Origin of the sequence: Gordonia amicalis NBRC 100051 = JCM 11271 (genome assembly GCF_000332995.1) — a bacterium.
Taxonomy (GTDB): Bacteria; Actinomycetota; Actinomycetes; order Mycobacteriales; family Mycobacteriaceae; genus Gordonia; species Gordonia amicalis.
Window position 1 is genome coordinate 1 of sequence record NZ_BANS01000005.1, and the last position, 20,039, is coordinate 20,039.

At 67.6% G+C, this 20,039-nt stretch carries 20 protein-coding genes and 2 tRNA genes; 17 read left to right on the top strand and 5 right to left on the bottom strand.

All coding sequences use genetic code 11. The features are described from left to right. Positions 1-143: 143 nt before the first annotated feature. From recO to GOAMI_RS02840, 3 genes are read left to right on the top strand one after another with little or no spacing between them, the layout of a single operon-like run. Positions 144-974: a DNA repair protein RecO gene (gene recO / locus GOAMI_RS02830; protein ID WP_006434877.1), complete on the top strand. Its 831-nt coding sequence runs from the start codon at positions 144-146 to the stop codon at positions 972-974. Then, positions 955-1,776: an isoprenyl transferase gene (locus GOAMI_RS02835; protein WP_006434878.1), complete on the top strand. Its 822-nt coding sequence runs from the start codon at positions 955-957 to the stop codon at positions 1,774-1,776. Before recO ends, GOAMI_RS02835 begins: the two co-directional genes overlap by 20 nt. After that, positions 1,773-2,174, top strand: a complete 402-nt coding sequence (locus GOAMI_RS02840; RefSeq protein WP_006434879.1) for a hypothetical protein — start codon at positions 1,773-1,775, stop codon at positions 2,172-2,174. Before GOAMI_RS02835 ends, GOAMI_RS02840 begins: the two co-directional genes overlap by 4 nt. Before the next feature lie 90 nt (positions 2,175-2,264). On the opposite strand, the gene GOAMI_RS02845 is transcribed toward GOAMI_RS02840, so the two are convergent. The 3 genes from GOAMI_RS02845 to GOAMI_RS02855 all read right to left on the bottom strand — a co-directional run bounded on the left by GOAMI_RS02845 (position 2,265) and on the right by GOAMI_RS02855 (position 4,621). Next, entirely contained in the window at positions 2,265-2,696 is a 432-nt protein-coding gene (locus GOAMI_RS02845; protein WP_006434880.1) for a Fur family transcriptional regulator, read from the bottom strand. Further along, positions 2,693-3,064: an ArsR/SmtB family transcription factor gene (locus GOAMI_RS02850; RefSeq protein ID WP_006434881.1), complete on the bottom strand. Its 372-nt coding sequence runs from the start codon at positions 3,062-3,064 to the stop codon at positions 2,693-2,695. Before GOAMI_RS02850 ends, GOAMI_RS02845 begins: the two co-directional genes overlap by 4 nt. Before the next feature lie 78 nt (positions 3,065-3,142). Beyond that, on the bottom strand, positions 3,143-4,621 hold the full coding sequence (locus GOAMI_RS02855; protein WP_006434882.1) for a M28 family peptidase: 1,479 nt from the start codon (positions 4,619-4,621) through the stop codon (positions 3,143-3,145). 218 nt (positions 4,622-4,839) lie between these two features. On the opposite strand from GOAMI_RS02855, the gene GOAMI_RS02860 reads away from it, so the two are divergent. The 4 genes from GOAMI_RS02860 to dnaG all read left to right on the top strand — a co-directional run bounded on the left by GOAMI_RS02860 (position 4,840) and on the right by dnaG (position 10,647). Further along, on the top strand, positions 4,840-6,225 hold the full coding sequence (locus tag GOAMI_RS02860; protein ID WP_006434883.1) for a glycine--tRNA ligase: 1,386 nt from the start codon (positions 4,840-4,842) through the stop codon (positions 6,223-6,225). Between the two features lie 149 nt (positions 6,226-6,374). Further along, positions 6,375-6,857, top strand: a complete 483-nt coding sequence (locus tag GOAMI_RS02865; RefSeq protein WP_006434884.1) for a cold-shock protein — start codon at positions 6,375-6,377, stop codon at positions 6,855-6,857. A 43-nt stretch (positions 6,858-6,900) separates the two neighbouring features. Beyond that, a complete protein-coding gene (locus tag GOAMI_RS02870; protein ID WP_051995357.1) occupies positions 6,901-8,166 on the top strand; it encodes a deoxyguanosinetriphosphate triphosphohydrolase in 1,266 nt (421 codons plus the stop codon). A 555-nt stretch (positions 8,167-8,721) separates the two neighbouring features. After that, positions 8,722-10,647, top strand: a complete 1,926-nt coding sequence (gene dnaG, locus GOAMI_RS02875; RefSeq protein ID WP_006434886.1) for a DNA primase — start codon at positions 8,722-8,724, stop codon at positions 10,645-10,647. A 133-nt stretch (positions 10,648-10,780) separates the two neighbouring features. Here dnaG and GOAMI_RS23265 read toward each other — a convergent pair whose 3' ends face one another. Continuing rightward, the gene (locus GOAMI_RS23265) at positions 10,781-10,993 is read right to left on the bottom strand and encodes a hypothetical protein (protein WP_174324701.1); all 213 of its coding nucleotides are present in this window, start codon (positions 10,991-10,993) and stop codon (positions 10,781-10,783) included. Between GOAMI_RS23265 and GOAMI_RS02885 the strand changes: the two genes are divergently transcribed. Next, the gene (locus tag GOAMI_RS02885) at positions 10,992-11,795 is read left to right on the top strand and encodes an alpha/beta fold hydrolase (protein WP_006434887.1); all 804 of its coding nucleotides are present in this window, start codon (positions 10,992-10,994) and stop codon (positions 11,793-11,795) included. The two genes, GOAMI_RS23265 and GOAMI_RS02885, sit on opposite strands and share 2 nt — an antisense overlap. Before the next feature lie 11 nt (positions 11,796-11,806). Here GOAMI_RS02885 and GOAMI_RS02890 read toward each other — a convergent pair. Next, positions 11,807-11,883 (bottom strand) — tRNA-Ile (locus tag GOAMI_RS02890). Positions 11,884-12,020: 137 nt separating this feature from the next. On the opposite strand from GOAMI_RS02890, the gene GOAMI_RS02895 reads away from it, so the two are divergent. From GOAMI_RS02895 to GOAMI_RS02935, 9 genes are all read left to right on the top strand, one after another. Next, positions 12,021-12,716: a GntR family transcriptional regulator gene (locus GOAMI_RS02895; protein ID WP_006434888.1), complete on the top strand. Its 696-nt coding sequence runs from the start codon at positions 12,021-12,023 to the stop codon at positions 12,714-12,716. 64 nt (positions 12,717-12,780) lie between these two features. Then, positions 12,781-14,202: an allophanate hydrolase gene (locus tag GOAMI_RS02900; protein ID WP_006434889.1), complete on the top strand. Its 1,422-nt coding sequence runs from the start codon at positions 12,781-12,783 to the stop codon at positions 14,200-14,202. 33 nt (positions 14,203-14,235) lie between these two features. After that, on the top strand, positions 14,236-14,934 hold the full coding sequence (locus GOAMI_RS02905; RefSeq protein ID WP_006434890.1) for a cysteine hydrolase family protein: 699 nt from the start codon (positions 14,236-14,238) through the stop codon (positions 14,932-14,934). Positions 14,935-15,009: 75 nt separating this feature from the next. Further along, entirely contained in the window at positions 15,010-16,608 is a 1,599-nt protein-coding gene (locus tag GOAMI_RS02910) for a SulP family inorganic anion transporter (RefSeq protein WP_006434891.1), read from the top strand. A gap of 158 nt (positions 16,609-16,766) precedes the next feature. Beyond that, positions 16,767-16,839 (top strand) — tRNA-Asn (locus GOAMI_RS02915). A gap of 233 nt (positions 16,840-17,072) precedes the next feature. Then, positions 17,073-17,720, top strand: a complete 648-nt coding sequence (locus GOAMI_RS02920) for a dihydrofolate reductase family protein (RefSeq protein ID WP_006434892.1) — start codon at positions 17,073-17,075, stop codon at positions 17,718-17,720. A 52-nt stretch (positions 17,721-17,772) separates the two neighbouring features. Beyond that, positions 17,773-18,525, top strand: a complete 753-nt coding sequence (locus GOAMI_RS02925) for an isocitrate lyase/PEP mutase family protein (protein WP_006434893.1) — start codon at positions 17,773-17,775, stop codon at positions 18,523-18,525. A 55-nt stretch (positions 18,526-18,580) separates the two neighbouring features. Then, on the top strand, positions 18,581-19,024 hold the full coding sequence (locus GOAMI_RS02930) for a pyridoxamine 5'-phosphate oxidase family protein (protein ID WP_006434894.1): 444 nt from the start codon (positions 18,581-18,583) through the stop codon (positions 19,022-19,024). 42 nt (positions 19,025-19,066) lie between these two features. Continuing rightward, positions 19,067-19,912 carry a hypothetical protein gene (locus GOAMI_RS02935; RefSeq protein ID WP_006434895.1) on the top strand — a complete coding sequence of 282 codons (846 nt, stop codon included), beginning with the start codon at positions 19,067-19,069 and terminating at the stop codon, positions 19,910-19,912. The last annotated feature ends 127 nt before the right edge of the window (positions 19,913-20,039 follow it).

A 20,039-nucleotide genomic window follows, 5' to 3' on the forward strand; every position in this document is an offset into this window, starting at 1 on the left:
GGGCTGGTCTGCTGCGGCCCCGGGGCGTGTGAGGGCTGTCTGCTGCTCCTTGAGTAGCCCCGGAGCTTGCGGAGGGGCGTATCGAAAGGACCTTGCCAGTGTCGGTACCCGGTGGTGTCGGTACACAGTGGGACAATCGGCGGGTGAGGTTCTACCGGGATGAGGCCGTCGTGCTCCGTCAGCACAAGCTGGGCGAGGCCGACCGCATCATCACCCTGCTGACCGCGGAGCACGGGCTCGTGCGTGCGGTCGCCAAGGGGGTGCGTCGGACACGGTCGAAGTTCGGTGCCCGTCTCGAACCCTTCGCGCACATCGACGTACATCTGTATCCGGGCCGCAGCCTCGACGTCGTGACGCAGGTGCACAGTCTGCACGCCTTCGCCGACGCGATCGTCGCGGATTACGGCCGCTACACGACGGCCTGCGCGGTCCTCGAGACCGCAGAACGGCTCGCCGGCGAGGAGCGCGCCCCCACCCGCCAGTTGCACCGCCTGACGGTGGGTGCGCTGGAGGCGCTGGCCGACGACCGCCGGCCGCGGGAACTGATCCTCGACGCGTACCTGCTGCGCGCCATGTACAGCGCCGGTTGGATGCCAGCGTTGGAGGAGTGCGCGCGCTGCGCCACCCCCGGCCCGCACCGCGCCTTCCATGTCGCCGCCGGTGGGGCAGTGTGCCTGCATTGCCGTCCGCCGGGCTCGGCCACGCCGTCGCCCGGCGTTCTCGATCTCATGGAAGCACTGTTCCGCGGTCAGTGGGACCACGTGGAGGAGTCCTCGAACTCGCTGCGCCGCCAGGCCAGCGGCCTCACGGCCGCGCATCTGCAGTGGCATCTCGAACGTCAGCTGCGAACCCTGCCGCTCATCGAACGCACCGCGCCTCATAGGCTGATGGAAACGGGTGTCGAACCAGGTGCGGTCGGCGGGATGCGGGACAACGGGGTGAGGAGAGTCGACGATGGCGTTGCGGCCGGGTAGTTCGTCGAAGGGTCGCAAGCCGACGAGCCCACGCACGGAGGTTCGCCCCCCCGATCCCCATCCCAGTGGAGCGCGACCCCCGGCCATCCCCGCCCAATTCGTGCCCAGGCACGTCGCTCTGGTCATGGACGGCAACGGCCGCTGGGCCACTGACCGCGGACTGCCGCGCACCGAAGGACACAAGCGCGGCGAAGCAGTCCTGATGGACACCGTGTGCGGTTGCATCGAGTTGGGCGTCGGCTGGCTGTCTGCGTACGCCTTCTCGACCGAGAACTGGTCACGCAGCCCCGACGAAGTCCGCTTCCTCATGGGCTTCAACCGCGACGTCATCCGTCGCCGGCGCGACGAGATGCACGAGATGGGTGTCCGCGTCCGCTGGGCCGGCCGCCGACCCCGCCTGTGGCGCAGCGTCATCCGTGAACTCGAGATCGCCGAGGAGCTCACGAAGGACAACACCGTGATGACGCTGACGATGTGCGTCAACTATGGTGGCCGCGCCGAGATCGCCGACGCCGCCCGCGAGATCGCCCGGCGCGCTGCGCGCGGAGAGATCGACCCCGAACGCATCTCCGAGTCGACCTTCGCCCGCTACCTCGACGAGCCCGACATGCCCGACGTCGACCTGTTTCTGCGTCCCTCGGGTGAACAGCGCATCTCGAACTTCCTGCTGTGGCAGTCGGCGTATGCGGAGATGGTCTACCAGGAGAAACTCTTTCCCGACTTCGACCGTCGGGACCTGTGGGATGCCTGCCTGGAGTACGCCTCCCGTGACCGGCGCTTCGGTGGGGTGAAGCCGTCGTGACCGATGCCGCCGCGCTGCTCGAGCGTGCCGCCGTCATCGTGGCAGAGTTCGGCCCCACCGACCGCCCTGATGCGGAATCCGTTGTGGTGCAGGTTGGCCCGACTCGAGCGTCGCTTCGCGTGCTTACGCTCGCGGACGGCCTCGACGTGCTCGCCGTGACCCAGATGGTCGCCATGGACCTGCCGAACACCCCGACCCTGCGTGACGATGTGGAGACCTTCGGCGCGCAGCTGAGCTTCGGCAGTCTGCGTCGTTCCGATCCGACCGGTGTCACCACAGATGTGTTGCAGTACTACACATTTCCCGCCGGTCGGCTCGACGACCTGCCGTTGCTGACGGTGCTGCACATCGTGCTGGCAGCGGGTGTCGACGCCGCCGAGCGGCTGGTGGCCACGTAGCTGGTCGCGCTCGTCGCTCCGCGATCTCATTGCGCCCTTGCCCGGCGATCGGGCACGAGGGCAACCACGACTCGACGGCAGGCCGCTGGGTCAGTTGTCCTGGCACCCTTGGCAATCGGCGCAGAGGCCGAAGACCTCGACCGTGTGGTTGATGTCGGTGAAGCCGTGTTCGGCGGCGATCGTGGCCGCCCACTTCTCGACCGGATCGGCCTGTACCTCGACCGTGGTGCCGCAGTTGCGGCACACCAGGTGATGGTGATGTCCGGACGAGCAGTGGCGATAGCGGGTCTCGCCGGAACCGTCCCACAGAACATCGATCTGACCGGCCTGGCTCAGTGCTTGCAGGTTGCGGTAGACGGTGGTCAGGCCGATGGATTCGCCCCGGCCCTTGAGGATCTCGTGGAGTTCCTGGGCCGAGCAGAAGTCGTCGGTGCCGGCCAGCGCGTCGGCGATGGCCGCGCGCTGACGCGTGGAGCGGATTCCGGTGACCGGCTGCGGGCCGGTGGCCTCGACGCCGGTCACTCGTTCACCACCGACGGGCCGCGGTTGGTCTCGTTCGCGTGGACCAGTGCGTCGACGACGATGTGGGCGACGTGGTCGTCGAGCAGTTCGTAGGTGATCTCGCGGCCGTTGCGGTGGCCGCGGACGACGCCGGCGTCCTTGAGTACGCGGAGGTGCTGGCTGACGAGCGGTTGGCTCAGACCGAGGTGTCCGACGAGTTCGTGCACGCACTGGACACGTTCGCGCAGGGACAGGACGATCGCGACGCGGGTGGGGGAGGCGAGGGCTCGCAGGAGATCGGCAGCGGCCTCACGGGCGGTGGCGTCGGAGTCCGCGACCGGCCCGGACGCGCCGAACTGCCCGGACCCTTCGATCGGTTCGGTCGACATGTCACTCCTCCCGGACTGCTCGCGTCACAGCACTGCCGCCATTCTAACGGAAATCGTTTTCAAACAGCGAGGGCGGACTCAGCCCTCGGCTCGCTGCCGCACGCCGACCGCCGGAACGCCGTCGGGGCCGTTCGTCGCGAGCGCGTAAGTGGCGACCGCATGGGCGACGGCGGCGGCGTTGACGGCCAGTGATTCGGTGTTGACGTTGTCCACGGTGTCGCGCGGGCTGTGATAGTTCGGATCGAAGGGCTCGCCGGCCGTACCGCCCCACATCTCGGCCTGTTCCTTGCTCTTCTTCCGCTCGGCGCCGGTCGCCACGCCACCGGACGGTATGCCGGCCGCGATGAACGGTCCGTAGTCGGATCGACCGTCGAAGTCGTTCGGGCCCAACGGGATTCCGCGATCGGCGTAGAACTTCGCGAAGACGCGTTCGATGCCGTCGGAGCCGCCGGGCCCGGCGCCGGCACCCTGGTGTTCGGAGTCGTCGCCGTCGTAGGTGAAGTACCCGCCGTTCGGTGAGGCGAGCATGTCGAAGTTCAGGTAGAGCGCGATGGCGCGTCGCTCGGCGGCGTCGAGTCCACGAACGTATTCCGTGGAGCCGACCAGCCCGTCCTCCTCGCCACCCCAGAAGGCGAAACGCACCCGGTGGGGAACGCGCGGCGACGACCCGAGTCGCAACGCGGTCTCGAGAACTGCCGCGCTGCCGCTCCCGTTGTCGTTCATGCCGGGTCCCTCGACGACGCTGTCGAGGTGGGCGCCCGCCATCACGACGTCGTCGGTGGCCCCGGTGCGCGTCTCGGCGACGACATTGCGGGTGGTGACGGGGGTCGTCTCGGCATCGACCGACAGGCTCACCTCTGATGACGACCGCACGCGCTGCCCGTCGTCGGAGCTGATCCCGACCACCGGGATCCCCGGCCGGTCGTCGGGTCCGAGGGTCGAGCCGAGCATCGGCTTCGGCTCGTTGTTCACCACCACGACCCCGACCGCGCCGGCCGTCTCGGCGGTGCGCGCCTTGTCGGCGAAGGTGCACTGACCTCGGGTGACCACCGCGACGGAGTCGCGCACGGCCGGCGGATAGTCGCCGGGTGCGCATCCCAGTGCGCCGACCTCCACCGGTTTTCCGGTCACGGACTTGCCGCCGGTGCCTGCCGAGTACTCGAGAACGTGCGCATCGATCTTGTCCCCGTCGGCCGTCAGTTCCACGGGCCCGGCGTCGAATCGCTGGTAGCCGAACTCGGGTGTGGTGACCTCGAACCCGGCGGTACGCAGGAGCCCGGCGACGTAATCCACCGACGCGGCATGTCCGGGTGTGCCCGACGCCCGGGTTCCGCCGTGGTTGTCCGCGGTCTGCTGGAACGCCCGGACATGGCCCATGACACGGTCGAGGGTGACCGCGTCGGCCAGCCCATCCGGAGTGACCTCGACGACCGGCGGGCCGACCGCCGGCGTCGACACCGGAGCCGAGGACACGCTGCGTGCCGGACCCTCGCGTTGGTCTCCGCCGCAACCGGCGAGAAAGGCCACCGCGGCCGCGGTCGCGGCGACGACGGGCAACAGTCGTGCTCGAGTGATCACCCTGCCACTGTGACAGTTCCGGGGAGACGGCATCGGCCGGGCCGCGATCGGCCTGCTGGGGCGACTGGTTTAGTCGAACGGAGGGCCCGCTCGGTAGTCTGTAGGGGTTGCCGTGCGCGCCCGACCCCACCCGGTCGCACGCGCATGCGCAGAACAGTTCGAAGCCGAGAACCTCAACCCGTGGAGAGCAGTTAACCGTGGCCGCCCAGTCCAAAGTGGAATCCGTCGTCAACCTCGCCAAGCGCCGGGGTCTGGTCTACCAGTGCGGTGAGATCTACGGCGGCACCAAGTCGGCCTGGGATTACGGCCCGCTCGGCGTCGAGCTCAAGGACAACATCAAGCGGCAGTGGTGGCGGAACATGGTCATCAGCCGTGAGGACGTCGTCGGTCTCGACTCGTCGGTCATCCTGCCGCGTCAGGTCTGGGAGGCCTCGGGCCACGTCGAGGTGTTCACCGATCCGCTCGTCGAGTCGCTGCACACCCACAAGCGCTACCGCGCCGATCACCTGATCGAGGCCTACGAGGCCAAGCACGGGCACCCGCCGGAGAACGGCCTCGCCGACATCAACGACCCGGAGACCGGCCAGCCCGGCAACTGGACCGAGCCCAAGGCGTTCAGCGGGCTGATGAAGACCTTCCTCGGCCCCGTCGACGACGAAGAGGGTCTGCATTACCTCCGTCCGGAGACCGCGCAGGGCATCTTCGTGAACTTCAAGAACGTGATGACCACCGCGCGCAAGAAGCCGCCGTTCGGCATCGCGCAGATCGGCAAGAGCTTCCGCAACGAGATCACACCGGGCAACTTCATCTTCCGCACCCGCGAATTCGAGCAGATGGAGATGGAGTTCTTCGTCAAGCCGGGCGAGGACGAAGAGTGGCACCAGTACTGGATCGATCAGCGTTTCAACTGGTACGTCAACCTGGGCATCGATCCGGAGAACCTGCGACTCTACGACCACCCCAAGGAGAAGCTGTCGCACTACTCCAAGCGGACCGTCGACGTCGAGTACAAGTTCGGGTTCGCCGGCAACCCCTGGGGTGAGCTCGAGGGCGTCGCCAACCGCACCGACTACGACCTCACCACCCACAGCAAGCACTCCGGCGAGGACCTGTCGTTCTTCGACCAGGCCACCGGCGAGCGCTACACCCCGTACGTCATCGAGCCCGCAGCCGGCCTGACCCGTTCGCTGATGGCGTTCCTGTGCGACGCGTACACCGAGGAAGAGGTGCCGAATGCCAAGGGCGGCACCGACACCCGTACCGTGCTGCGCCTCGACCGTCGTCTCGCCCCGATCAAGGTCGCGGTGCTGCCGTTGTCGCGCAACGAGAAACTGTCGCCGAAGGCACGCGACCTCGCCGCAGAACTGCGCAAGCACTGGAACGTCGAGTTCGACGACGCGCAGGGCATCGGCAAGCGTTACCGCCGCCAGGACGAGATCGGTACGCCGTTCTGCGTGACCGTCGACTTCGACACCCTCGACGATCAGGCCGTGACCGTGCGTGAGCGCGACACCATGAGCCAGGAGCGTGTCGCCCTCGACAAGGTCGCCGAATACCTCGGCGGCAAGCTGCTCGGCGCCTGACCACCGCCCGCCACACCTGGTACCCCCGGTGTGGCGGGACGGGCACGATTCCGCCTGACCTGCGGTTGTCTGTCACAATTGAGGGCGAGTTGTCGCGCGGAGGAGGGCATGGGGCCCGTCATGCGCGCGACGAGAGAGTGAGTGGAGTCGTGTCTGTCAGCGGGAAAGTCGTCCATTACGACGCGAATCGGGGATTCGGGTTTCTGGCGCCGGAATCGGGCGGTGCCGATGTGTTCCTTCACATCAACGACATCGACATCGACGAGGACTCGCTGAAACCGGGTGCCAAGGTGACCTTCGACATCGAGGAGACCGACCGCGGTTCCAAGGCGATCAACGTCGCCGTGACCGAAGAGGCTCCGGCCGACGATTCGGCGGGTGCACGTGCGCATCGCCGCGACGATCACCACGGACGTGGCGACCGCGGCGATCGTGGTGACCGCGGGCATCGTCGTGACGATCACGGTCGGCGTCCGCGCGGTGGCGGTGGCTCGCTCGACGCCGGCGCGTTCACCGAGGAGCTGACCGAGCTTCTCCTCGACGCCGACGACGACCTGACCGCACGCCAGATCGTGGCCATCCGCCAGCGGGTCACCGATTTCGCGGTCGGCCGGGGCTGGGTGCTTGACTAGCAGTCAATCCGGTTCCGGCGCCGCCGGCCATGTCCTTCCGGACATGGCCACCTACGGCGACGAGGCCGTCGAACGTTTTGTCCCCGAAGGTGCCAAGGTCGCGAGCCTGCCGGGCACCCGGACGGATCACCGCAGCGCCTTCGCCCGCGACCGCGCTCGCGTGCTGCATTCCGCCGCATTGCGTCGCCTCGCCGACAAGACACAGGTCGTCGGGCCCCGCGAGGGCGACACCCCGCGTACCCGCCTGACCCATTCGCTCGAGGTCGGGCAGATCGGTCGCGGTATCGCCATCGGGCTGGGCGCCGAACCCGACCTCGTCGAACTCGCGGGCCTCGCCCACGACATCGGGCACCCGCCCTACGGGCACAACGGCGAGCGCGCGCTCGACGAGGTGGCCGCCGACCACGGCGGCTTCGAGGGCAACGCGCAGAACCTGCGCATCCTCACCCGGCTCGAGCCGAAGCTGCTCGACGCCGAGGGCCACAGCGCAGGGCTCAACCTGACGCGTGCCTCGCTCGACGCGACGTTGAAGTACCCGTGGACTCGACGCACCCCCGGCGGGAAGTTCGGCGCCTACGATGACGACGCCGCGACGCTCGACTGGGTTCGCCGGAACGCGCCCGGAACCCGGAAGTGCATCGAAGCCCAGATCATGGACTGGTCCGACGACGTCGCCTATTCGGTGCACGATCTCGAGGACGGCGTCATCGGCGGCCGAATCGACCTGCGTAGCCTCGGCGACCCGCAGGACCGACGGGAGATGGCGGAGATCGGCGCCAAGGAATTCCCCGGCCTGGACCCGGAGGCACTCGTCGACGCCGCCCGGCGACTCCACGAGATGGACATCGTGCGGGCGGTCGGAGTCTTCGACGGCACCCTCGACTCGTATGTCGCCCTCAAACGTCTCACCAGTGAGCTCATCGGACGATTCGCGTCGGCCGCCATCACCGGTACGCGCGCGATGGTGGGGGACCGGCCGGTGTCACGCTACGACGCCGATCTCGAGGTGCCCCCGCTCATCGCCGCCGAGGTCCCCATGCTCAAGACCATGGCGCTGCGGTTCATCTTCTCCAACGAACGACACAAGGCGACCCAGCAGCGGCAGCGCGAGCGGATTCACCGCGTCGCCAACTGGTTCGTCGAAGCCGCTCCCGGTGGACTCGACCCGATCTTCGTGCCCCGGTGGAACGCCGCGGCCGACGACGCGGCCCGGATGCGGGTCATCGTCGATCAGATCGCGTCGATGACCGAGGGCCGTCTGGAGCGCACGGACAAGCAGAACTCCGGGGCTCAAGCGCACCTGGGGTGAGGCCGTGGGCGGGGCGGCGTCTGAAAAGCGCCCCTGGTTTCCGCCCCGCGCTGAAAACCGCCCCTGGGAAGCGCCCCGGGCTTCCGCCCCGCTCCGATAACCGCCCCGGGAAAGCGCCCCCGGTTTCCGCCCCGCTCCGATAACCGCCCCGGGAAAGCGCCCCCGGTTTCCGCCCCGCTCCGATAACCGCCCCGGGAAAGCGCCCCCGGTTTCCGCCCCGCACCGATAACCGCCCCGGGAAAGCGCCCTCCACAGCTCCGGCGGCGACATATGGGTCGCGGCGCGGCGCTGTGGGGTTGTTTCCAGGGGCGGTTTTCCGGCCGGGGCGGATACCCGGGGCGGATATGAGGGGTGCTTTTCCGGCCGGGGCGGAAACCCGGGGCGGCTATCAGGGGCGGTTCTCGGCGCGGAGCGGAACTCGGGGGCGGAAACCAGGGGCCCTTCTCCGGGGTGGTTTTCGGGCCGGGGACCTGCCGAGACGCCTGATCCCTCTCGCGGACGGCGTGTGTCGAGTGCCCGGCCGGACCGATCGACCGGGGTCACTACACTGGACGCGTGGCAGGCCGAATTCCCGATCGTGACATCACGGCGATCCGTGAGCAGACGAGGATCGAGGACATCGTCGGCGACTACGTCGCACTGCGGCGAGCAGGTGCCGACAGCCTCAAGGGTCTGTGCCCGTTCCACGACGAGAAGTCGCCGTCGTTCCACGTTCGTCCCAACCACGGCCACTTCCATTGTTTCGGCTGCGGGGAGGGCGGCGACGTCTACAGCTTCCTGCAGAAGCAGGAGCACATCAGTTTCGTCGAGGCCGTGGAGCAGCTCGCCGACCGGCTCGGCTACCAGATCAACTACGAGGGCGGCGGCACCGCGATCAAGCGGGACCGTGGTACGCGTGCCCGGCTCGTCGCCGCCAACGCCGCCGCCGCGAAGTTCTACCAGGCCGCACTGCAGACCCCCGAGGCGCAGGCGGCGCGGGACTATCTGTCCGAGCGGGATTTCGACGCCGCGGCCGCCATCCAGTTCGGGTGCGGCTATGCGCCCGCCGGCTGGGACACGATGACCAAGGCGTTGTTGTCGCAGGGCTTCGAGTTCAGCGAACTCGAGGCGGCCGGTCTCTCCAAACAGGGCCGCAAGGGACCGATCGACCGATTCCATCGGCGACTGCTCTGGCCGATCCGCAATCTCGGCGGGGACATCATCGGCTTCGGCGCTCGCAAGCTGTTCGACGACGACAACCTCGGCAAGTACATGAACACGCCGGAGACCATGCTGTACAAGAAGTCTCAGGTCTTGTTCGGTCTCGACCACGCGAAGAAGAGCATCGCCAAGGGGCATCAGGTGGTCGTGGTCGAGGGTTACACCGATGTCATGGCGATGCATCTCGCCGGCGTCACCACCGCCGTTGCCTCGTGTGGCACCGCCTTCGGGGAGGTTCACCTCGCGCTGATCCGGCGCCTGATGATGGACGACTCGTACTTCCGCGGTGAGGTCATCTACACCTTCGACGGCGACGACGCAGGAAAGGCCGCCGCGCTCAAGGCTTTCGAGGGAGAGCAGTCCATCTCGGGTCAGACCTTCGTGGCGATCGCACCGGAGGGCATGGACCCGTGCGAGCTCCGTCAGGCCAGGGGAGACGCCGCGGTGCGCGACCTCATCGCCCGCCGGGTGCCGATGTTCGAGTTCGCGATCAAGACGCTGCTGACCGAACACGACCTCGACACCGCCGAGGGTCGCGTGCACGCCCTGCGTGACACGGTCCCGGTGGTCGCCCGCATCAAGGACGTCGCGCTGCGCGACGAATACGCCCGCCAGCTCGCCGGCTGGGTCGGCTGGGAAGAAGTGAGCCAGGTCCTCGGTCGGGTGCGCGAAGAAGGCGCAAAGATCCGGAAGGCCAAGGGCGGCGCCGATTCCGGGCGAGGCGGTCGACGCGGTGCTCCCGCGCGCAACCGGCCGGAAGCGGAGACGGCACCGACGTCCGCACGCCCCCAGCCCAACGACCCGCGGCTGTGGCCCCAGCGTGAAGCCCTCAAGGCCGCGCTGCAGTACCCGGCGATTGCTGGGACCGTCTTCGACTCGCTACCCGTCGAATGCTTCGACGAGCCTGCGTATGCCATTGTGCGACAGGCGATGATCAGCATCGGCGGCACGTCGTCGGGTCTGGGCGGGGCCGCCTGGGTCGACTCCGTGCGCAACGCCGTCGACGACCCGGTCATCGACCCGCTGGTCACCGAGCTCGCCGTCGAGTCGATGCCCGTCGACGAGGACAACATCGCCCGCTACATCACGAGCGTCCTCGCTCGACTGCAGGAAGTGTGGGTCGGTTCGCAGATCGCCGACATCAAGTCACGACTGCGTCGGATGGCACCCAGCGACGACCCGGACGGTTACAACGCCGTCTTCGGCGACCTCGTGGCCCTGGAGGCCTATCGCCGTAGCCTGCTGGAGCAGGCCCTCGACCCGACCGTCGACGTCGGCTGAGTCGCTCTCGGCAAAGGCCTTCCGCCGGGCGCGATGAGTCGGAACGGTTCAGGCGGTCTGTACATCGACCACGTCTGAACGGAGAACACCATGGCGACCACCATCTATTCGGCGACCGCGTCCCTCGACGGGTTCATCGCAGGTCCCGGCGGAGACATGTCCTGGCTGACGCGACGAGGTCCTCGTCTTCCACGTCCCGGTCTTCCTGGGCGACGGGGTCCGGATCTTCGATCGTCCCGGTGGCGGCGAGGTGCGGCTGACGCGGATTCCGGGCGAGACCGAGTTCTGGTGCCGGGTCGAGAGGTGAGCGGGGCCGGGTGTCGCGCGTGTGAGAGCCTGAATCCATGACGATGGTGTCGATCGGCGATCTCACAGTGAACTACTCGGAACAGGGGAGCGACGAATCAATCTCGGCGCCAATCGTTCTGGTGCACGGACTGGGTGAAGACGGTCGGAGTTGGGCGCACACGCAGCGCGACCTCGCCGACCGGCACACCTTCGCCGTCGACCTGCGCGGCCACGGCTCGACGACGGTCGGGGAGGCCGAGGGGACCCTGGAGCAGCTCGGCCGGGATCTCGTCGGGTTCCTCGAGGCCGTGACCGGGCCGGCCGTCGTCGTCGGCTTCTCCGCCGGTGGGACGATCGTCCTCTGGGCGGCTGCCGAGCGGCCGGATCTGGTGAGCCGGGCGATCGTGCTCGGTACGTCGTCGGTGGTGGGGCGAGCCGCGGCCGAGTTCTACACGCATCGCGCCGGTCAGGCCGCCGACACCTCGAGCGACGAGTTCCGGGCGGCGATGCGCGACGACACCGTCTCCGGGCTGGTGTCCGCCCATGATCGTGTCGACGAGATCGCGGCCAGGAGACTCGAGGCGATCGGGGAGGGTGCCGGCTATGCCAACGCTGCACGCGCGATGGCCCGGGTGCGCGAGCAGCCGCTGACCCCACGGCTTTCCGAGATCCGTCAGCACGTCGATGTGATCGCCGCGCAGGGCGACACACTCTGCCCGGAGAAGGCCGCTCGCATGATCGTCGACGGTCTGACGGACGTGACCTACCGCGTGATCCCGGACGCCGGGCACCTGATGAACGTCGACAACCCCTCCGCGGTGACGGCCGCGCTGCGGGAGGCGATCGCGGGCGACGACTGATCGTCGCCGAATGGTGGGGAGTGCGGGACTTGAACCCGCGACCAATCGATTATGAGTCGACGGCTCTAACCAACTGAGCTAACTCCCCGTACGGGCACCCGGCCCGCGGGAGGAGATTACCGCACTGTGCTTCGGTGGCTGCAGCCAACTGTCATGGAAAACGGTCGACAGTCGACGGCGCTACACTAGCGCAAAATCGGACACGGCGGACGGGAGGGTGCGCGGATGACGGTCGGGGAGGCGTCTCACGGTGGCGGTGAGCTGCCGGAGAGTCTTGTCGACGTGGCCGGCCGCCGTATCCGGGACGCCATTTTGAGTGGTGCTCTCGCGCCGGGTGCGAAGATCGTCGAAGAGACGTTGTGTGCCGATCTCGGGATCAGCCGGGCACCGGTACGTGAGGCGTTGCGGCTGCTCGCCCAGCAGGGGCTCGTCGAACACCAGCCACGTCGTGGGGTCCGGGTCGCGGAGTGGTCGCCCCGGGACATCCTGCAGCTGTTCGAGCTGCGCCAGGTGCTCGAACGGTATGCCGTCGAGGCCGCCCTGCCGTTGACCGATCCGGCATCGCAGCTCGCGCCTGTTCGTGCGGCGATCGATGCGATGCGCCGTGCCACAGACGATCTCGCGCGCGATGACGCGCACCGTCGATTCCATGCCGCCGTCGTCGGACTGGCCGGGAATCGACAGCTCGACATCACCCTCGAACCGATCCTGCTGAAGTTACAGCTGCCGATGGCGGTCAACCTGCGAACCGAGACCGCCGACCACCACGGCCCCGACGACGGGTTCCACCGGCACCAGGCGATCCTCGACGCACTCGAACGCAATGACGCCGCGGCGGCGATCGCGGCCCTCCACGATCACGGCCACCTCCACTACCTGGACCTGGTTTCGGCCACAGCCGGGGACGAACAGCCGCGCTGACCAGCTAACACAATCGACACACAGCCGTTCCGCAGGCGCCATGATTCTGTCGACAATCGACGGTATGACTCTTTTGGGCGGGCCCACCACCGGTCCCACGGTTGCCGAGATCCTCGACTCGCACCTACACGGGAGCGGATCCCCGACGCGGACCGCACGCATGGTCCTCGACGCCATCGAGGCGCGGGGTGACGACGGGACCTGGCTGTCGACCGTGCCGCGCGACGAGGTGCTCGCCGCGGCGGCGGAACTCGAGAGTCGTCCCGACGCACGCGACCTCCCGCTCTACGGCGTGCCGTTCGGCGTCAAGGACTCCATCGACGTGGCCGGCGTCCCGACGACTCTCTCCTGCCCCGGGTACGCGTACGTCCCCGACACGACCGCGCCTGTCGTACAGCGCCTGCTCGACGCCGGCGCGCTGTTCATCGGGAAGACCAATCTGGACCAGTTCGCCACCGGCCTGAACGGCACGCGGACCCCGTCCACGATGCCGCGCGGGGTCTACGGCAACGAGATGATCTCCGGCGGTTCGAGTTCCGGCTCAGCCCTCGCGGTGGCACACGGCGACGTCCCCTTCGCCGTCGCCACTGACACCGCCGGATCGGGGCGGGTGCCTGCTGCACTCAATGGCATCGTCGGATACAAACCGTCGCGCGGTCTGATCAGCACGGTGGGGCTGGTCCCGGCCTGCAAGTCCCTCGACTGCATCACGGCGATGACCGCGACCGTCGACGACATGGATCGTGTCATGAGCGTGATGATGGGCCGCGACGACGCTGATCCGTGGTCCCGCGACCGCGGACCCGGATTCGACGGCTCGACGATCACGGTCGGCCTCCCGCCGGTCGAGGAATTGGAGTTCTTCGGCGACGACGCCATGCGCGAGGCGCACCTCGCATTCCGAAACCGTCTGGCACATCTGGCCTTACCGGGTGGCGTCGAGATCGTCGACGTCTCCTTGTCGCCGTTCCTGGCAGCCGGGGAACTCCTGTACGCGGGACCGTGGGTCGCGGAGCGACTGGTCGTCTTCGGGGACTTCCTCACCGAGAAGCCCGACGAGATCCATCCCGTGGTCCGCGACATCCTCCGCAGCGGCGAGAAGTACACGGCCGTAGACGCTTTCGCTGCATTGCAGCGATTGCAGGAGCTGCGGTCCGAGGTCGGTCGGGTGTGGGAGGGAATCGATGTCCTCGTGGTACCGACGATCGGGCGGACGTTCACCGTCGAGGAGGTCCTGGCGCAACCGATCGCGACCAACACGATGCTCGGTCATTACACGCATTTCGGAAATCTCCTCGACCTCACCGGGATCGCCGTTCCGCAAGGTGTGACATCCGACGGTCGGCCCCACAGCGCGATGCTTCTCGGGGCCGCACTCACCGACGACACCGTGCTCCAGTTGGCGGCCGCTCTGCTCGACGAACCGCGCGACCGGTCGTCGTCGGCCGGTGAGGTCCGCACCTCGACCACGCTTCCCGCGTCCTGAAACCCGCGAACACCCACCTCGGAAGGCCATTCGATGCCCACGACCGTCATCCTCGACGCGCTGCCCGGTCCGATCGAACTCGACCTGGACCAGACCGCGCTGATCATCATCGACATGCAGCGGGACTTCCTGTTGCCGGGCGGTTTCGGCGAAACCCTCGGCAACGACGTCTCGCAACTGCAGCGCGTCGTCGAACCCCTCGCTGCTCTGCTCGACGCCGCGCGGGCGGTCGGGATGCTCGTCATCCACACCCGGGAGGGGCATCTGCCAGACCTGTCGGATTGCCCGCCGGCCAAGCTCAACCGCGGCCAACCGTCGAAGCGGATCGGCGACCCGGGGGCGTTCGGGCGCATCCTGATCCGCGGTGAGTACGGGCACGACATCATCGACGAACTCGCCCCGCTCGACACCGAGGTCGTCATCGACAAGCCCGGCAAGGGGGCGTTCTATGCGACCGAACTGTCGAAGGTGCTGGCCGACAACGAGATCACGCAACTACTGGTGACCGGCGTGACCACCGAGGTGTGCGTCCACACCACCACGCGTGAGGCCAACGACCGAGGTTTCGAGTGCGTCGTCGTATCCGATTGTGTCGGTTCGTACTTCCCCGATTTCCAGCGCGTCGGCCTGGAGATGATCGCGGCGCAGGGAGGCATCTTCGGCTGGACCGCGCCCGGCACGGCGATCATCCCGCTGCTGAACGGGCGAGCGCCTGTGGAACCCGCCGTCTGAGAACGATCCAACCTACCCAGACGAGACATCGGCGTCTCGTTTTCCCCATCAAACCCCAGCAGTCCGGAGGAATTCATGAGCGCCACCACCGATCCAGCCCCGACCACCGACCCGCCGTCACCGGCTGCAACCCCGAAGGTCGCGTGGTGGACGCGCGGAGACACCAACGCCTTCTTCGGTCTCGGTTTCAACATCCTCGTCAACGTGCTGACGTTGACCGGCTTGATGATCGGCGTGATCGGTCTCAGTCCGGACAACGTCCTCGGCACCGTGCTGCCCGCGCTGGGCGTCGCGCTGATCCTGGGCAACCTGTACTACACGTTCCTGGCCCGACGCCTCGCCGCGCGGGAGGGACGCGACGATGTGACAGCCCTGCCGTACGGGCCGAGTGTCCCGCACATGTTCATCGTGGTGTTCGTCGTGATGTTGCCGGTGTACCTGAACACCAAGGACGCCATCCAGGCGTGGCAGGCCGGTCTGGCGTGGGCGTTCATGATCGGTGTCATCGTCATGATCGGCGCGTTCGTCGGACCCTATGTGCGCAAACTGACGCCGCGCGCCGCGATGCTCGGCACCCTGGCCGGTATCTCGATCACGTTCATCTCGATGCGTCCGGCAGGGCAGATCTGGGAGGCGGCGTGGATCGGTCTGCCGGTGCTGGCGATCATCCTCATCGGTTTCTTCACCGATGTGAAGCTGCCCGGCAACGTCCCCGTCGGGCTCGCCGCGCTGCTCGTCGGTACGGCGATCGGTTGGGCAGGCGGGTTCATGTCGGTACCGGACCTGACCGCGGCGGTGGAAGACATCGCCGTCGGCATTCCGGATCAACGATTCGACCTGTTGTTCAACGGTCTCGGCGATCTCGCGCCGCTGCTGGGCACCGCGATACCGCTGGGCGTCTACAACTTCACCGAGGCGATGAGCAATGTGGAGAGCGCCGCGGCGGCGGGGGACAACTACAATCTGCGCAGCGTGCTGCTCGCCGACGGTGCCGGGGCGTGCATCGGTGCGGCGTTCGGGTCGCCCTTCCCGCCGGCCGTGTACATCGGTCATCCGGGCTGGAAGGACGCCGGTGGTCGCGCGAGCTACTCGCTGGCCAGTGGAGCAGCGATCGGCCTGCTGTGTTTCCTCGGTCTGTTCGGGGTGCTGAACTACCTGCTGCCGGTGCCGGCGATCGTGCCGATCCTGCTGTTCATCGGCTTGCTGATCGGGGCACAGGCCTTCCAGGCGGTGCCGCGCCTGCACGCGGTCGCGGTGGTCGCGGCGCTGCTGCCGAACCTGGCCGAGTGGGGGCGCGGACTCATCGACAACGCGCTCTCGGCGGCGGGGACCACGGTCGACGAGGTGGGCATGGAGGCGATGAACGGTGCCGGCGTGATCTACGAGGGCCTCAAGACGCTCGGCGAGGGAGCGGTGCTCGTCGGGCTGATCCTCGGCACGATCGTCACGTTCATCCTGGAGAAGAAGTTCCACTTCGCGGCCATCGCCGCGGCGGTGGGGGCGGTGCTCTCGTTCATCGGCCTCATCCACGCGCCGGAGGTGTCGTGGGCGGCCGCGCCCGAGGTCTCGCTGGGCTACCTGTTCTTCGGGGCGGTGTGCTTCGCCTACTGGTTCCTGCCCGGTGCGCGGACGCCGGTGGAGGTCGACGAAGCCGACGTCGTCGCCGGTCACTGAAGTCGTAGGATCTGCGGCAGTTGTGTCCGATGTCCGGACACAACTGCCGCCACGTCGTATGCCGTTGACCTGCCGTTTTGTCGTCCGGCAGCGGCATGCGCTAGAGTCTGTCCTCGGTTCAAGTGAAGCGCCCGCGGCGCCGAACGAGGGCCGAGCAATCCCCCATAGCTCAATTGGCAGAGCATTCGACTGTTAATCGAACGGTTACTGGTTCGAGTCCAGTTGGGGGAGCAACAACGACAGCCCGCCACTTGCGACAGCAGGTGGCGGGCTTCTTCGTGGGCCCGCAAAACCACCCTTTTTCGGCAGAATCACCGCCGCGCGCGTCGGGGTGGAAATGTCGAAAAGGGGTGGGTTTGCCGGGGCTGGCCCGACCTGCCGTCCCACCGATGAGTTCCGCTGCGGTGGTGAGTCTGTCCTGCATAGATCCCTCATGCCGGACGACGAACAGGAAACGACAAACCATGCCGCAGCTACTCAGAGTGCAGAATTTCGCGGTCTCGCAGGACGGGATCGGTGCAGGTGAGAATCAGACCTTCGAGAGGCCCTTCGGCGACACCGTCGAGCCCTGGGAACTGATGTCGTGGGCCGGGGCCACTGCCAGCTGGCCCAACCGCACCGATCCCGGCGGGACCCGGGGCCTCGACGACTACTTCACCCGGGACTTCACCCACAACATCGGCGCGGAGATCATGGGCCGCAACAAGTTCGGTCATCAGCGCGGCCCGTGGACCGACCACGACTGGCAGGGGTGGTGGGGCGACGAACCGCCGTTCCACACCCCAGTCTTCGTCCTGACTCACCACCTCCGACCGTCGTTCACCCTGGGTGAGACCACTTTCCACTTCCTCGACGCCACACCGGCGGAGGCAGCCGAGAAGGCGAAAGCGGCAGCCGACGGCAAAGACGTCCGGATCGGTGGCGGCGTCAGCACCGTGCGGGAGTTCCTCGACGCAGATCTCATCGACACGCTGCACATCGCGGTCGCGCCCGTCACCTACGGGAACGGTCTGCGCCTGTGGGATTCGCCGGAGGACCTGGAGGATCGCTTCGAGCACGAGGCGATCCCGAGTCCCAGCGGAGTCACCCACCATTTGTTCTGGCGGAAGTAGTTTTTCGCCAAGCCCCGGAATGTCTGCTGCGAGCGGGGTAGTTGTAGGGGTCATGACGGAACTAGCCGACAAGGCCGCGACTCTGCTCCAACTCCACAAACCGGGCGACCCGGTGATCCTGCCGACGGTGTGGGACGCATGGTCGGCGAACCTGGCGGTGTCCGCCGGGTTCACCGCACTCACCGTCGGCAGTCACCCGGTCTCCGATTCGATCGGCAAACCCGACAACGAGGGAATCGCCTTCGACGAGCTGACGACTCGGATCAAACAGATCACCGCAGCAGTCGACGTCCCGATCTCCGTCGACATCGAATCCGGCTACGGCGAAGACCCGAAGACGCTGATCGAGGGACTCATCGACGCCGGGGCCGTCGGCCTCAACATCGAGGACACCGTCCACAGCGAAGGCGGCCGACTCCGCGAGGCGCAGGAACACGCCGACTTCGTGGGCGCATTGCGCGCAGCGTCGGACGCCACCGATGTCCACGTCGTCATCAACGCCCGCACCGACCTGTTCATCAAGCAGGTCGGCGACGAGTCCGACCGCGTCGACCGTGCCATCGCCCGGATGAAGCTCTGCGCGGAGGCCGGAGCCGACGTGCTCTACCCGGTCGGCTTCCACGACGACGCCACGCAGAAGAGACTTGCCGACGAGTTGCCGCTTCCGGTCAACGCCATCGGGCACCCGACCAAGAACAACAAGGCGGCACTCGCCGCGCTCGGCGTCGGACGCGTGAGCTTCGGCCCGCTGTTCCAGAAGGTGCTCGCCGAACGGGCGGCCGAGGTGCTCGCTCCCTGGAAGTAGGGTCGGACCGAGCGAATCGGGCGCGGGTGTCAGAGGTCGGGTTTACCGTCGGGACATGGCACTCAGCAAGAGCGAACGAGAAGCGTTTCTGGCAGAACCGCATGTCGCGGCGCTGTCTGTGGAAGCCGAACCGGGGAGGGCGCCGCTGACGGTGCCGATCTGGTACCACTACACACCCGGCGGAAGACCGTGGGTGCTCACCGGCACCGAGTCCCGGAAGCTGAATCTCATCCGGGCGGCGGGACGGTTCACCCTCATGGTCGACGAGGTGTCGCCGCGGCTGAAGTACGTATCGGTGTCCGGCAACGCCGTCGACATGGTCGCCGGAACCCGAGACGACCTGCGCGAGTTGGCCTCTCGGTACCTCCCGCCGCAGGCCGTCGAACCGTACATCGAGATGGCGGAGAAGGAGCACGGCCCGCAGACCAAGCTGTACCTCGACCCCGAGCAGTGGGTGTCACTGGACCTCGGCAGCCTCGGAGATCTGCCGGTCATATGACGCCGGACACAGTGCCCGACGCGGCATCGCTACATTGAACCCATGCCGAAGCCTCGTCAGACCTCCGACGCCCCCGACGCCACCCCGGCGACGACCGACGTCGAAGATGGCGTGACCCCGCTCGACGGCGAGCAGTTCCTGCAGGCCAACCGCACGAACCGGGAGAAGTTCCGGGCCGAGGCGGAGGCCAGGGCGGCAAAGGCCGCACGCAAGGCGGGGCGTCGTGGGGAAGCAGACGACGCCGTCGTCGAGGGCGAGACCGAGCCGGACAGCACGGAAGCACGGGCCACGGGGGAGTCCGCTGAGGACCGCACACCCCGCAAGCTCGACCGGAAAGCCGCCACCGGCAAGAACAATCGCTGGACCGGCTGGGCGACCGGTCTCGGCAAGAAGACGTGGGCGGTCGTCGCGTTGACGGCCGTCGCCGTTGTGCTCACGGCGTCGACCGCGGTCCTGGCCGTCGCCTACGTCGACGCCGACCGCCGGGCCGACACCGCGGTCAGCACGATCGACACGACGATCCTCGACACCGCCCGCAAGTACGCCACCGAGATCACGACCTACAACTCGGCCGACTATTCGGACCTCGACCGTCGAATCCGGGAGATCTCGACCCCCGCGTTCACCCAGACCTACATCGAGTCCTCGCAGGACGCCCGTCGCGGCTCCACCGACGCAGAAGCGGTGTCGACCGCGAAAGCCGACAACGCCGGCATCATGTCCCTCGACGAGGGGAAGGCCGTCGTGCTCGTCACCCTCGACCAGACCATCAAGTCGCCGCAGACCGCGAAACAGTTCCCCGAGGGATTCCCGTACCAGTCGCGGGTGAAGGTGACGTTGGTCCAGAACGACGGTCGCTGGCTGATGGACGACTTCGCGGTGCTGTAGGGCTGGTTTCGACGCGACGCCTCGCGTCGCTCGGTGTCGGCTCAACCGGCAGGGGGGTGCGGTGAACGGGGTTTCGACGCGACGCCTCGCTCCGCTCGGTGTCGGCTCAACCGGCAGGACGACGCTC